Source organism: Orenia metallireducens (genome assembly GCF_001693735.1).
GTDB lineage: Bacteria > Bacillota > Halanaerobiia > Halobacteroidales > Halobacteroidaceae > Orenia > Orenia metallireducens.
This window is the reverse complement of record NZ_LWDV01000006.1, coordinates 1-15,456: the sequence shown is the minus strand read 5'-3', so window position 1 is coordinate 15,456 and position 15,456 is coordinate 1. Positions and strand designations below refer to the sequence as shown.

The following is a 15,456-nucleotide window of genomic DNA, read 5'->3' as shown; positions in this document are numbered from 1 at the left end:
AACACGTAGGTTTGCCTCGTGTTCTATCAATAAATTTATTAGTTTAGTTAAGGAAATCCAATTATCCTAGAGCTATAGGTTTAAGACCTATAGTTTTTTACTTTAAAGCAAAGAGGTGATTAGATGGAACAGTTTGTTTATACTAATGAAGGAAGAGTATTATTAAGAGAAGCAAATCAAGATGATATTTCTAAAATTTATGAAATGTATCAAGCAACAAATCCAGAAGATTGGTGGGAAGAAGAAAATTTAAGTGAATTTAGATTTAATCTAATTAAAGAGGCGAAAGGTAGAATCTTTATTGCTTTATTAAAGGATGAAGTGATTGGTCATGCAGAAGTGGTATTACCTGAATCTAAAGATGATCCTGTTTATTTAGTGAGATTAAATATTCATGATGATTTTGGTAGAAGGAAATTTGGAATAGAGTTAGTAAGGTATTCAGCTATTATTATGAAAAACTTGGGTTATAAGTCCTATGTGACTTGGCCTGATACCAATAAATCGAAAGGATTATATAAGAAAGTAGGTTTAAAGGAAATTAAAGAGAACCCTCAAATGTTACTTACTATAAAAGATAAGAAAAGAACAGAGGTTGAGGTAGTTAAAGAACTCAAATTTAATGAAGAGCCAGAAAATTTGCAGTTAGTAGTAGGTTGTCCTTGGGCAAGGGATTATATCTGGCTTAAGGCCTTTAAAGCTGGAGAAGAAGAGTTATTAGACTATAGAGGTCCTTATGTTCATCAGATAAGTTTTGAAGGGGTAGAAGGGGTAACCTTATTAGATGGAAATTCCGTATATATCTATTTGCCTGAAGCTGAGAAGGATAATATTGAAATGATTGAAGAGTTATTAATTTATTCTTCTAATTTAGCTTTGGATAATGGTATTGAGAACTTACATATTAATATCAAGGATGAATTATGGTCACAATTAGATTTATCTGATATTTGGGAGATAGATAAAGAAGAAGAACGACTAGAAATGAAGATGGAGTTTTAGATTTTTATAATTGAAAGCAAAACAGGAACAATACTAACTTGTGCCTGTTTTTGTTTTTTAATTAAAATTACAATCAACTTATTTTAATGGAGAGGATAATATGGCGATTACACTCAAACTTTATATAGTGGTTCAACCAAGAGATTAACTGATTGGTTAAAGAAGTGTCCAAGCAAACAATTTACTACCCTTGATACCCATGATGGTATTGGAGTTGTAGATGTTAAAGATGTATTGAGTGATGAAGAGATTGAGATGACAAGAGAACAACTTTATTCTAGAGGGTCAAATGTTAAAAAAGTTTATAGTAGTGCAGCTTATGATAATTTAGATATTTATCAGATCAATTGTACTTATTATTCGGCTTTAGGAAATAATGATGATGCTTATCTTTTGGCAAGGGCTATTCAATTTTTTGCTCCAGGGATTCCTCAGGTATATTATGTTGGCTTACTTGCAGGTGAAAATGATATTGAATTACTTGAGAAGACTAAGGTTGGTAGAAATATAAATCGTCATTATTATACTAAAGAAGAGATTGACAAAGAGGTTGAAAGACCAGTTGTACAAAGCTTAATTAAGTTAATGGAATTCCGCAACTCATATTCAGCCTTTGATGGTGATTATACTATTCATAATACTGATAGTGATGAGTTATTAGAAATTTCTTGGAAAAATGGTAAATATGAAGCTAGATTAGCAGCAAACCTTAAGAGCTACGAATATACTATTAAGTATCGTGATCTAGAAACTGGAGAGTATAAAGTATTATAAAAATATTATAGTTATTTTTTAAAGTATATGTCAATCGATTAACATATGCTTTTTTTATTATCCGTCCTGTTATAAAAAAATGATACAACATCCTTCAAATATAGATTGAATTAAAGAATTTCATTAATTAAAAATCAATAATTCAACTTATTTACCAACGCGTTCTGAGAGGAACCATAAAAATTATAATTTCACAAAGGGTTATCTCTTTAACCCAAAGGTGATCTTCTCGAGGAAGTACTCTTGGGGTGAATTTAAAACAAAGAAAATCCTAAACTATTAATTTATTCTTTTGCTTTTATTCGTGTAATTCGTGTTAATTCGTTGCAAAAGATACTTTTTAATTCTTTAAGAAAAACATTAGTTCAACTTATATAGCGTTATATTAAAAATTCATTTATGTAATTTAAAGGTAATAAAACAATAATATAGAATTATAAATATTAAGTAGATAAATAGAAATATATATCAAACAAAGGGGGGAAAAGTAATATGTTGGAGCTTGCTGGATATCAAGTTGATAAATTGCTTTATGAAGGGCGAAATAATTTGATTTATCTAGGCTATGATAAAAAGAAAAAGAAGAAGGTGATTTTGAAGACAATTTCATCAAAAAGGCTAACATTAGAAAATGTTGAGAAATTAAAGCATGAATATGAATTAGTCAAAACCCTTAATTCGATTGAAGGTGTAGTCAAAGTATATGACTTAGAAACTTCCAAAGGCAGACCGGTTTTAATCCGAGAAGGTGTTAAAGGAAGGACACTTAAAAGTTTAGTCAAAAGTAAGCAGCTTGAATTAAAAGAATTTTTAGAAATTGCTATTCAAATGGTTGATATACTCAACCAGATTCATCAGAAGAAAGTTATTCATTTAAATATTAATTTGGATAATATTTTGATTAATAAGCATGGGAAGGTTAAATTTATTGATTTTGGCAGTTCAATATTTATGGATGAAGAGAAAGTAAAAAATAAGAATTACGAGCGATTGGAAGGTACTTTAGCCTATATAGCACCAGAGCAGACTGGAAGAATAGATAGAGCAATAGATTATAGAACAGACTACTATTCTTTAGGGATATCTTTTTATCAGTTATTAACAGGGCAATTACCCTTTGATTATGCTGATGAGATGGAACTGATTTATGCCCATATAGCTAAATCAGCTTTGTCTCCGACTGAAATTAATGATAAGATACCAGAAGTACTTTCAAGTATTATAATGAAACTACTCTCTAAAATGCCTAAAGATAGATATCAGAGTTTAGTTGCTTTAAAAAAGGACTTGATAAGATGTCAAGAAGATTTGGAAGATAAAGGAAAGATAGAATCTTTTGAAATTGCTAAAGCAGATTATTTGAATAGATTTAAAATAGCAGATAAATTATATGGTAGAGAAGAAGAACTTAAAGAATTATTTGACTCTTATCAAAATGTTTATGATGGAAGAAAATCATTAGTATTGATTAAAGGGGCTCCAGGAATTGGCAAGTCTGTTTTAGTAAAGGAAATGAAGAATAAATTCATAAAAGAATCAACACATTTTATCTCAGGAAAATTTGAACAGTACCAAAGCACTGTCCCCTATAGTGCTATAATTGAGGCTTTAGAAGGTTTTATAAAGCAATTACTTATAAAGCCTGCTGAAGAATTAGTAAATTGGCGCAAAAAAATATTAAAAGCGGTAGGTAATAATGGGCAAGTAATCATCGACGTCATTCCATCGTTAGAGTTAATTATAGGAGAGCAACCTTCTATTCCGGAATTGGGAGCAGCTGAAACTAAGAATAGATTTAATCTTGTATTTCAAAATTTTATGGAATCGGTTTCAAGCAAAGAGCATCCACTTGTAATGTTTATTGATGATTTACAGTGGGCGGATTCTTCTAGTTTAGAGTTTATACAGATGTTAATGACCAATAAATCAATTAATTATTTACTCCTTATTGGAGCTTATCGAGATAATAAGGATAAGTTAGTCAAGCCAATTAGTGCAATGGTAACTGAATTGGCCACTACAGAGCTTCTTATTAATGAAATCAAGCTACAGCCCTTAGAAACAGAAGCTATTAAACTAATGTTAGAGGAGAACTTATTATCTTCTAGAAGTAATTCAAGTGATTTAGAAGAATTAACTAGTTTTATAATTGATAAAACTGCTGGAAATCCATTTTTTGTAAAACAGTTTTCTCAGGTTTTATATGACAAAGGGTATATCTATTATGATTTAGATCAGTGGCAGTGGAATATAGAAGAGATTAAGCAATTAGGTATAACAGATAATGTAGTAGACTTTTTATTAAATGAAATAAAGGGTTTAGATCCTACCACAGTAGAACAGCTGCAGTATGGTGCTTGTATAGGAAATCAATTTGATTTACAGACTTTAAGTTTGATTAATGACAAAACTACAGATGAGATTTTGAAAGATTTACAAGCAGCTGTAGATAAAGGTTTAATTCTGGTTAATAATAATCAAGATGCTTCATTAAAAGCAGAGGATATTAAGATTAAGTTTATTCATGATCGTGTCCAACAGGCTGTATATTCGATGATGAATAATAGTATCAGAGAAAGTACTCAGTTGGAGCTTGGACGGTTATTATTAAGAGAGTATTCAGATTGTCAAGAAGGAGGTAAGTTATTTGAAATTATTAAACAGTATAATGCAGGTAGAGGGGAAATTAAAAATAAAACCGAAAAATTGAAGTTAGCAGAATTAAATTTGCAAGCTGGTAGACTAGCAAAAAAATCATCTGCTTATCAAGAAGCATATGTTTATTTCTATATTGGGATTGAACTATTAAATAATGATTCTTGGCAGAAAAACTATCAATTGACTTTAGAACTTTATTCAGAGATAACTGAAGCAGCTTATCTGATTAGTGATTATGATCAAATGGAAAGCTTTGCTCAAACTGTTTTAGATAATGCTGAAAATTTATTGGATAAGATTGAAGTTTATAAAGTTAAATTAGAAGCTTATCAGGGACAGCTTAGGCTGAAAAAAGCTGTTGAGGTAGGTTTATCAGTGCTAAAAAAATTGGGAGTAGAAGTTCCTAATAAAGCAATGAAATCTGATATAGAAACTGCTTTTAGAAGAGTCAATAAGTTAATGCAGTCTATAGAACAAGTTGAAGATCTAAGTAGATTACCAGTAATGAATGATCCCCAGAAAGAAGCAGTTATAGAGATTTTATTAATTACAGCTCCAGCAAGTTATGGAGCTGCTCCGATGCTAGCTCCTATTTTAATATGTAAAATGATGGAGATTACACTCCGATTTGGAAAAGGATATTTTTCGCCGGCGGTTTATTCAAGTTATGGACTTATTTTATGTAGTACAATAGATAAAATAGAAGATGAAAAATTAATAAAAAGTAATATAGAGACAGCGTTTAAGCTAATAAAGTTAAGTATGGATATTTTAGAAGATGAAAATCTTAGTCAATATAAAGCTATGGTTACAGAGATATATGTATGGGCTATAATACATTGGAAAGAACATCTAGTAAAGACATTAGATATAAGTTTAGAAGGATACCTAGCTGGATTAGAGTATGGTAGTTTTGAATTTGGAGCTTATTGTTTAATGATCCATGATAGAAATTCATTTTATGTAGGTCAGCCACTTGCGACCATACAAACAAGTATAGAGAAAAACATAAGTAAGTTACAAGCAATAAAGCAGAAGATAAATGAAAATTGGATAAGAATTATAGGGCAAATTACTTTAAATTTACAGGGCAAATCTAATCATGTTATAAAACTTATTGGTGATCTATGTAATGAGAATGAAATGCTTCCTATATTTAAGGAGAATGGAGATAGATTTGGATTAACATTTATTTTTTTAGGGAAAATGATGTTAAGTTATTTATTTGAAAATTATGAGTTTGCTATTAATCTTGGCAAAAAAGTAGAGGAAATTTTAGGTGAAGTAGGAGGTTCTGTAGATGTAGCTATTTTTCGTTTTTTTGATTCTCTAGTTAGGCTTGCTTTATATCATAGTGTAGCAGAAGATGAACAAAAGGAGTTATTAAGTAAAGTTAATTATAACCAGATTAGATTAAAAAATTGGTCTAAACATGCCCCTATGAACTTTCTTCATAAGTTTTATTTAGTTGAGGCAGAACGCCTACAGGTAATAGGGCAGACAGAGAAGGCACTAGAGTGCTATAATAAAGCTATTGATCTAGCAAAGAAACATGAGTATAGAAATGATGAAGCTTTAGCTAATGAGTTAGCTGCAAAATTCTGGGTTGACAAAGGTAATGATGTATATGCTAAATTACATTTTAAGGAAGCTTATCTCTGTTATAAATTATGGGGGGCAGAAGCTAAAGTAGAAGATGTAGAGAGTAGATATTTAGAACTTTTCCATGAAAAGATTGATGAAAATCAAGCTGAAATGGAGACTACAGTGATTAATTCAGATGTACTGGATTTTAATACATTAATCAAAGCTAGTCAAGCTATTTCAGAAGAAATTGTTTTAGAAGAGCTAATCAAGAAATTAGTTAAAATTATGATTGAGAATTTAGGAGCACAGAAGGTAGTGTTTATTATGAAGGAGGAAGAGAACCTTATCCTACAAGGTAAGAAAGAGGTTGAAGAGGATGAGATAGTTATTCTTCCAAATACTGCAGTAGATGAAAAGGAAGATGCTCCTGCTAGTATTATAAATTATGTCATTAGAACTAAGGAGAGTCTTGTTTTAGAATATGCTACTTGTTCTTCATATTTCAATTCTGATAATTATATTGTTAGAAGAAGACCCAAATCAATTTTATGTTTTCCATTGATGACTCAAGGAAGGTTGAAGGGTATAATCTATTTGGAGAATAATCTAATGGCAGGTGCATTTACTGAAGATAGATTAAAAGTTTTAGAGATACTTTCTTCTCAAATAGTAATTTCTTTAGAGAATGCAAGTTTATATCAAGCTTTAAAGTCTTCTAATCAAAGATTAGATATTAAAGTAAAAGAACGGACTAATCAGTTAGAGCAGGAAAAGGAGAAGTTACAGAAATATCTTGATATTGCTGAAGTTGTATTCTTAATCTTAAATCAAGCTGGAGAAATTACTATGATTAATCAAAAAGGTTGTGAGATTTTAGGATATGATGAAGAGGAGATTTTGGGAAATAGTATAATGGATTATGTTAAAGAAGATATGAGAGGTGAATTAAAGAACATAATTTTAAAAAAAAAAATAAAAGAGTATAAAGAGGTTGTTGTGTTAACTAAAGATGCTAGAGAGAGAAAGTTTATTGGGAGGAATAATATATTAAAAGATAGAAATGGGGAAATTGAAGGGATATTAGTTTCAGCTTTAGATATTACTCAAAGAGAATTACTTAAGGAAGAATTAGAATATAGTAAATTAAAGTTAGAGTTTTTTGCTAATCTATCTCATGAATTTAAAACACCCTTAAATCTTTCTTTCTCTGCACTACAAATGTTAACTTTATATCAAGACAAAATTTTAAATCCGGAAATCGAATATAAGTTTAAAAAATATACAAGTATTATCAAACAGAATAATTATAGGCTCTTAAAGTTAGTGGATAATATGCTCGATATTACTAAGATAAACTCTAATTCTTTTAAATTAAATATAGATAATCATAATATAGTAGAGTTTATTAAGAGGATGACCTATTCAGTAGCAACTTATATAGAAAATAAAAATCGAATATTAGAGTTTAAATCAGATGTGAAAAACAAAGAAATTCCTTGTGATATTTTTGTGATTGAAAGAATTATTTTAAACTTACTTTCTAATGCAATAAAATTTACAGATGAAGGGGATCTTATTTCTGTAAATCTATTAGATAAAGATGATTATATAGTTATTATAGTAAAAGATACAGGAATAGGAATTCAAGAAGATAAGCAGAAGATAATTTTTGAATGCTTTAGACAAGTAGATAAATCTTTTATTAGAAGAAGCGAAGGAACTGGAATGGGGTTAGCAATTGTTAAATTACTTGTTGAATTACATGGAGGAAAAATTAGAGTCAGAAGTGAGGTAGGGAAATTTACTGAATTTATTATAGAATTACCTACAAAACAGTTAAATCAAGTGAGAGAATCTATAAATAATTATGATATTGAAGAGAAAAATTTAATTGATAGAATAGATGTAGAGTTTTCAGATGTTTATGGGCTATAACTAATTATTTTTGCTGTTTAGCTAATATAACAAACATAAGTCGCTCTTTCTGGGATATGTTTTGTGAGAACATAACTTTAGAAATGGGCGACTTTTTAATTTCATGTGAAAATTTTAGTTTTTAAATACACAAAGTGAACTAATATTTGTGTTTTTTTGCAATTTTTATAAGAATATATTATTTATCCTCTTATCCACAGATTTTAATCACTCATCTAAAGTAAGACTTAATCTCAACAAGTATCGGAATATACTCATAAAGAGATACTATTTATATCGTCATTTAATTAGTATAATTAATGTATTACATTATAAGAATATAGCAAACTTGGAGTTTAGATAATAGTTGACAAGTGAACTAAATTTATTATATACTAAAAATAGTTGAAGGGTGAACTAATTTGGGGGGGTAGAGAGTTATGATAAGAGAAAGAATTGGTAAATATTTAAGTATGACCCGTAGAGCACATGCAGCTTTATTGGATAAGAAATTAGAGCCTTATGATATTAGTCATGGACAGATCTTTCTTTTAATGTCTTTATATAGAAGGGAAGGAGTTTGTCAACATAGTTTATGTCAGACTTATAATCTTAATAAATCTGCTGTAAGCAAAGGGATTAAGAAATTAGAAGCAGTTGGTTTTATAACTAAAGAGGCTGACCTTAATGATAGGCGTAAAAAATTACTATACTTAACTGCTAAAGCTAAAGAATTTAAACCTAAATTTATGAAAATACTAGATTCGGTAGAGAGTGAAATGAAAGAAGGTTTAACTCAAGAGGAATTAGAGAATTATCTAATTACAACTAAAAAGATGTATAAGAATTTAAAGAATAAATTAGATAATTAAAAGAGAATTTAAGGAGGGATAAGTATGAAAGTTAATAAGAACTCTAGTAGATTAGGAGAAGAAGCGATTATAGCATTATTACTTAAATTATCGATTCCTGCTATTATTGGAATGGCAGTTCAGGCATTATATAATGTGGTAGATAGTATCTATATTGGACATTTAAGTACTGAAGCCTTATCAGCATTATCTTTAGCCTTTCCAATTCAAATGGTCTTAATTGCAGTGGGAGTAGGAACAGGGGTTGGTGCTAATTCATTAATTTCTAGACTCTTAGGAAAGGGGGAAGAGCATAAAGCCAATAATGTAGCTGAGCATGTAGTCTTTACTGCTATTATCTATGGAATAATCACAGCTATAATTGGAATCTTCTTTGCCGATGATTTGATTAGAATTTTTACAAACGACCTAGCTTTAATTGATATGGGGACTAGGTATATTAGAATAATCATGATTGGTTCTGTATTTATGTTCGTTCCTATGATCTTTAATAATATCTTAAGAGGAGAGGGCAATACCTTTATTCCAATGATAACTATGCTGATTGGAGCAGTCATCAATATGATTTTAGATCCTTTGATGATCTTTGGAATTGGTTTCTTTCCTAGCTTTGGAGTTGAAGGAGCAGCCTATGCGACAGTTATTTCTAGAATAATTAGTGGAATCTTCATTACTAGAATTATTTTAAGTGATAAGAATCAGATTCAATTAAATCTTGAAGACTTTAATTTTGATTTAGGAGTTATTAAAGAGTTATATCAAGTGGGAATTCCTGCTATGTTGATGCCAATTCTTGCTAGTGTGATGATGGCTGGTATGAATGTAATTGTAGCAAGTTATGATGCAACAGCTATTGCAGTGGTAGGTATTTATTTTAGATTACAGTCTTTTGTCTTTATGCCAGTTTATGGTCTGGGTCAAGGATTTATGCCGATTGTTGGTTATAATTATGGGCATAATAATCATAAGCGAATGAAAAAAACAATAATCTCTGGAATGTCGATTGGATTTATCTTTACTATGGTTGGTTTTATTATATTTCAACTCTTCCCTGAAGGTCTAATTAGACTCTTTAATGGAAATCAGGAGCTTTTAGAGATAGGAAGTGCTGCTTTAAGGAGAATTAGTCTTTCCTTTCCTGTAGTTGGAATATCATTAATAGGTGCGACTACTTTTCAATCAATTGGTAAAGGGTTTCCAAGCTTATTATTATCATCATTAAGACAGATTGTCTTATTACTACCGGTTATGTATTTATTAGGTCGATTATATGGTTTATCTGCTTTATGGCTTGCTTTCCCTATTGCAGAAGGAGTTTCTTTTATTATATTAGTATTTTGGTTGACTTCGACCTTGAAGGATTATTTTGCTAAGATGAGAGAAGATAATGTAGGTGAGATGGCTAATGTATCTAATAACAGCTGAATATAATATTATTTAAGATTTTGATTTGAATGAAAAAGAGATTTACCTTGGCTATATAGCCAAGGTAAATCTCTTTTTAGTATAATATTTTAACTTTAATCAACCTTTAAATTCTTCACAAGCTCTTCATCAGGATCAACATATAAGGTTGTATAATTCTCATAATAAACCATTCCTGGTTTAGCTCCTTTAGCTTTTTTGACATCTTTAATTAGAGTGTAATCGATAGGAACATTACTAGATTCTCTACCTTTACTATAAAAAGCAGCAATTTGGGCAGCTTCTAAGATAGTGTTTTCAGGTAAGTCTTCACCAGTATGATTTCTGATAATGGTATGTGAACCAGGTAGGTCTTTGACATGAAGCCAAGTATCTTGATTGTTGGCAATTTTCTTCGTTAACTTGTCGTTTTGACGATTATTTCTCCCTACTAAGATATCATACCCATCAGTAGATTTGAATTTAAGTGGTGGTAGCTGTTTATCCCGTTTATTCTTATTCTTCTTCTGTTCTCTGATGTATCCTTCTTGAACCATCTCTTCATATATCTCTTCTAAGTCTAGAACACTCTCTGCTTGTTCTATATTAACTTCTAATTGATTCAAATAATCGAGTTCGTTCTTTATTTTATATAATTCATACTTTAGATACTTGACACTCTTTTTAGCCTTCTCATATTTTTTAAAGTATTTTTGAGCATTATCTGGAGGGTTAAGCTGAGGATCTAAAGTTATAGTAACTTCTTTATTATCATCATAATAATTCTCTAGCTTTACCTTCTTTTCACCCTTCTTTAATCTATAGATATTTGCTAGAATTAATTCACCTTTAAGCTTATACTTATCTGCATTTTGAGCCCCTTTTAGTTGCCCTTTTAACTTGCGATACTTCTTATCGGCCTTCTCCTTATTATTAGAGATAACTGCACCCATCTTCTCAGTGTAGCGATTAATTATTTTTTGTATAATCTTCTCGACAAAGTATAAAGTCATCAATTCACTGATGGAATCGTACTCTTCTTTTGGAAGATCAAACTGTTCTAAAGTTATAGAAGAGAAGGCTTCAAATTCATTATTTTTTAATACTAAAGTAGGGTTAAAGTTATTATTTCTAATAGCTTCAAAGATGTTTATAAATTCTTGAGCTAAAGCCTTTATCTGTTCGTGATTGACTAATTGATCTTCACCATTTAGACCGGCTCGATAAGCAATTTCATGAGCAATTAAAGGTCCAATTCCTCTATAATTATTCATAATTGCTCGGTAGATTGGCTTATTTAGGTCATTTTGAAGCAGTTGAGTAAATTCTTCAAAATCAGTAGTTAAAGGATTATTCTTTCCTTGCTCTGGTGGGGGAAAGTATTCTTTACCAGGTAGCAACTGACGGTAACGACTCTTATTAGAGGTAATCCGTTTAATACTATCTAATATCATTCGTTCTTGATTTAATAAGATAATATTACTATGCCTACCCATTAGCTCTATAACTAGGATCTTATCCTCTAAATCTCCTTCATTATTCATATATTGGATAGTTATTTCTAAAACTCTTTCAAAATTAGGCTGTTGAATATCTTTGATCCTTCCACTTTCAATATGCTTTCTAAGTAGCATACAGAAAGCAGGAGGATTCATCGGATTATCGAAATTTTCTTCACTAATATGTACTCTTGGTTCTTGGGGATCGGCAGAGATTAATAATTCTAGATTCTGACCAGGCTGTCTAATTCTTAAAGTCAGTAATTCAGGTTTTGGTTGATAAATCTTATCTATTCGCCCTCCAATTAATCTATTTTTAAATTCATCTTTAATAGCGGCTAGTGTAACTCCATCTAAGGACATTATTAACAACTCCTCTTAAATATTCTTTACATTTATAGTAACACTTTACTAGATTCTTTTCAAATATTAAATTTTTAGATAAGTAATCTTATAGTTGAATAATATTATTAGTTTAATTTCAACTATTTGTGATAAGTTCGATGATCCTTAGAAAAAACTTATATTATTATAGGCTAAATTTATATATTTATACTTTTATTTTAAATTTAAGAATAATTGAAATCTTCTACTTGTATAATTTACTTATATATAGATGTATGAATTTAAAATAAAATTTTATGGGTATATTTATGATATCTATATTATGATATTATTAGGTTTTTAGCTAATTGTTAATATAACTTATTTTTTATTTATCAAGGGTAATTTTCTTTACTTTAGCTGAATAATGATAGTTATAGTTAGAGTTACTATGATTTACTTTATAGTTAGAATAATAGAATCAGTTATTTCTAATAATTGATTTATTGTATTCTAATTTTAAATTAGGAGGGGGATAGATGTCTAAAAAGGATTCATATATTTCATCATTACCAGATTTAGTAGATAGCTTACAGAGTAATATCAAAAGAGGTTTAACTTATAGGCAGGTAGAAGAACGGTTAGAATCTATTGGACCAAATAAGTTACCTGATAATAGTGGTCATTCGATATTTTCATTATTTATAGGACAATTTCAAGATTTTATGGTATTGGTCCTAATTGCAGCAGTTATTATTTCAGGATTTTTAGGTGAATATGCAGATGCTATTGCTATCTTATCGATTGTAATTTTGAATGCAATAATGGGTTTTGTTCAAGAATTTAGAGCAGAAAAGTCCTTACAAGTCTTAAAAGAACTATCAGCACCCAAAGCCAGAGTCTTAAGGGAAGGTGAAATGGAAGAGGTTGTATCTGAGGAGCTTGTGCCTGGGGATATAATCTTTATTGAAATTGGTGATAAGATTCCAGTAGATGCTAGAATTATTGAGAGTAGCACATTAGAGGTCAATGAGTCCTCTTTAACAGGGGAGTCAGTACCAGTTGTTAAGAAGAATTGCAACCTAACTTCTGATATAGAGGTTGCAGTTGGTGATAGAACAAATATGATTCATATGGGAACTGTTGTGACTAAGGGTAGATGTAAGGCTGTAGTAACTGAAACAGGGCTTGATACAGAGATGGGGCAGATTGCTAGCTTATTACATGAGGCAGAGGACAGTACAACACCATTACAGCAAAGGTTAGAAGATTTAGGTAAGGGAATTGTTCTTATCTGTCTATTAGCCTGTGTTGCAGTAGTAGGGTTAGGGGTAGTCAAAGGAGAACCTCTTTATAAGATGTTCTTATCAGGGGTAAGCTTAGCAGTTGCTGCTATCCCAGAGGGATTACCTGCTATTGTTACTTTAGCTTTAGCTATTGGTGTCCAGAGAATGATTAAACGTAATGCAATCGTTAGAAAGTTACCTGCTGTTGAGACTTTAGGTTGTGCTACAGTAATCTGTTCTGATAAGACAGGGACTTTAACTAAAAATGAAATGACAGTACAGAAGGTCTATACTAACGGAAAGATTTATAATTGTGAAGAGGAGGAATTTAATGAGAAAGCACTTATAAAGGCTTTAGAGATAGGAGCTATCTGTAATAATGCTAAGTTGAGGCGAAAAGGTTCCTTGAATAAGAAATTTAAAGATAATTCCTATAGGAAGCGTTCTAAAAGAGAGGTGATAGGAGAACCCACTGAAGGAGCATTAATCTTAGCAGCTGATAATGCAGGGATAGATAAGGAAGAATTAGATAATAGATTCTCTAAGAGAATAGAGATACCTTTTGACTCTTCTAGAAAGAGAATGTCGGTGATTGTTAATGAGAATAAAAAGTATACATTATATATTAAAGGTGGTCCTGATATATTATTAAAGAGGTGTAATAGATATTTAGAGAATGGAAAAGTTAAATCTTTAGGAGAGATTAAGAGAAAAGAGATATTAAAAGAGAATGAGAATTTGGCTAGTCAAGCATTACGGGTATTGGCTGTAGGTTATCGTGAGTTAAGTGGGAAACCTAATGAAAATAATTTAGAACGATATGAAGATGAGATTATCTTTGTTGGATTGATTGGAATGATTGACCCGCCTAGACCTGAGGTTGCAGATGCTATTAGACTCTGTAAACAAGCAGGAATAAAGCCTAAAATGGTGACAGGAGATCATAAGAATACAGCAGCAGCTATAGCAGAGAGATTGAATTTATTAGAGATCGGAGATAAGATTATAACTGGTCAAGAGTTGATGGAGTTAACGGGTAGAGATTTAGAAAGTCAGATAGATAAGATTTCAGTTTTTGCTAGAGTATCACCTCAAGATAAGTTAAGGATTGTAAAGACTTTACAGAAGAAAGGGCATATAGTTGCTATGACTGGTGATGGAGTAAATGATGCTCCAGCTATCAAGGAAGCCGATATTGGGATTGCTATGGGACAGAAAGGAACAGATGTAACTCAAGAGGCATCATCATTGATATTGGCTGATGACAATTTTGCAACTATTGTAGCAGCAGTAGAAGAGGGTAGAGGAATTTATGATAATATTCGTAAATTTATTAGATATCTATTATCATGTAATGTAGGGGAAATATTGACTATGTTCCTCTCCTCCTTATTGGGATTACCTTTACCACTGATTCCAATTCAGATTTTGTGGGTTAATTTAGTAACAGATGGATTACCTGCTTTAGCTTTAGGTATAGATCCAGCTGATGATGATATTATGGAGAGAAGACCTCGTCCTAGGGAAGAGAGTATCTTTGCTGGAGGATTAAAATGGAGAATTTGTGGGCAAGGGATTTTGATAGGTTTTGGTACATTACTTGTCTTCTTATTTGGATTGAGATATTCTAATTCATTGGAAACAGCTAGAACTATGGCTTTTACTAATTTGGTTATGGCACAATTATTCTTTGTTTTTAGCTGTCGTTCTGAAAAGTATAGTGTGTTACAAATTAATCCCTTCACTAATCTATATTTATTATTAGCAGTAGTCTTTTCTTTTGGGATGCATCTGATGGTATTATATTTACCTATATTTCAAAATCTCTTTAAGACTACTTTATTGGCTAAAGGTGAATGGGCATTTGTTTTATTAGTTTCTGGTGGGTCCACTTTACTTATTGAATTTATACAATTTTGTATAAATTTATATAAAAATGATATAGGAATGGGAAATATAGAAGAATCATTAAGATAGGCATTTGCCTATCTTTTTTTATTGTATGTATAATTTTTTAATAGCTGAGTTATTATAAAGTAGTAAGGAAAATTTAAATTTTAATTTGACATCAAGTAAATTAACTGTTATTATGTTAAACGTGTCTATCAGAGAAGGTTTTATATTAAAGGTTTAATC

Annotated in this window: 6 protein-coding genes and 1 pseudogene; 6 read left to right on the top strand and 1 reads right to left on the bottom strand. The window is 30.5% G+C overall.

The genetic code is table 11. From position 1 onward, the window contains the following. Positions 1–123 precede the first annotated feature (123 nt). The 5 genes and pseudogenes from U472_RS01460 (at position 124) to U472_RS01440 (ending at position 10,232) form a co-directional block, all read left to right on the top strand. Positions 124–1,002 carry a GNAT family N-acetyltransferase gene (locus U472_RS01460; protein WP_068714802.1) on the top strand — a complete coding sequence of 293 codons (879 nt, stop codon included), beginning with the start codon at positions 124–126 and terminating at the stop codon, positions 1,000–1,002. 120 nt (positions 1,003–1,122) lie between these two features. Beyond that, positions 1,123–1,776: pseudogene (gtfA, locus tag U472_RS01455) on the top strand (sucrose phosphorylase); the annotation flags it as partial. 492 nt (positions 1,777–2,268) lie between these two features. Beyond that, on the top strand, positions 2,269–7,956 hold the full coding sequence (locus tag U472_RS01450) for a sensor histidine kinase (RefSeq protein ID WP_068714800.1): 5,688 nt from the start codon (positions 2,269–2,271) through the stop codon (positions 7,954–7,956). 419 nt (positions 7,957–8,375) lie between these two features. Then, positions 8,376–8,807 (top strand): MarR family winged helix-turn-helix transcriptional regulator, encoded by a 432-nt coding sequence (locus tag U472_RS01445; protein ID WP_068714798.1) that lies wholly within the window; start codon positions 8,376–8,378, stop codon positions 8,805–8,807. 24 nt (positions 8,808–8,831) lie between these two features. Beyond that, a complete protein-coding gene (locus tag U472_RS01440; protein ID WP_068714796.1) occupies positions 8,832–10,232 on the top strand; it encodes an MATE family efflux transporter in 1,401 nt (466 codons plus the stop codon). Between the two features lie 95 nt (positions 10,233–10,327). Here the strand turns inward: U472_RS01440 and U472_RS01435 are convergent, their stop codons facing one another. After that, a complete protein-coding gene (locus U472_RS01435) occupies positions 10,328–12,073 on the bottom strand; it encodes an Rqc2 family fibronectin-binding protein (RefSeq protein ID WP_068714794.1) in 1,746 nt (581 codons plus the stop codon). Between the two features lie 500 nt (positions 12,074–12,573). Here U472_RS01435 and U472_RS01430 point away from each other — a divergent pair, with 500 nt between their 5' ends. After that, a complete protein-coding gene (locus U472_RS01430) occupies positions 12,574–15,297 on the top strand; it encodes a calcium-transporting P-type ATPase, PMR1-type (protein ID WP_068714792.1) in 2,724 nt (907 codons plus the stop codon). The last annotated feature ends 159 nt before the right edge of the window (positions 15,298–15,456 follow it).

Excerpts from the sequence above, each read along its gene's own strand:
- U472_RS01450 (WP_068714800.1), top strand. The coding sequence starts at position 2,269 with ATGTTGGAGCTTGCTGGATATCAAGTTGATAAATTGCTTTATGAAGGG.
- U472_RS01460 (WP_068714802.1), top strand. The coding sequence starts at position 124 with ATGGAACAGTTTGTTTATACTAATGAAGGAAGAGTATTATTAAGAGAA.
- U472_RS01435 (WP_068714794.1), bottom strand. The coding sequence starts at position 12,073 with ATGTCCTTAGATGGAGTTACACTAGCCGCTATTAAAGATGAATTTAAA.
- U472_RS01440 (WP_068714796.1), top strand. The coding sequence starts at position 8,832 with ATGAAAGTTAATAAGAACTCTAGTAGATTAGGAGAAGAAGCGATTATA.
- U472_RS01445 (WP_068714798.1), top strand. The coding sequence starts at position 8,376 with ATGATAAGAGAAAGAATTGGTAAATATTTAAGTATGACCCGTAGAGCA.
- U472_RS01430 (WP_068714792.1), top strand. The coding sequence starts at position 12,574 with ATGTCTAAAAAGGATTCATATATTTCATCATTACCAGATTTAGTAGAT.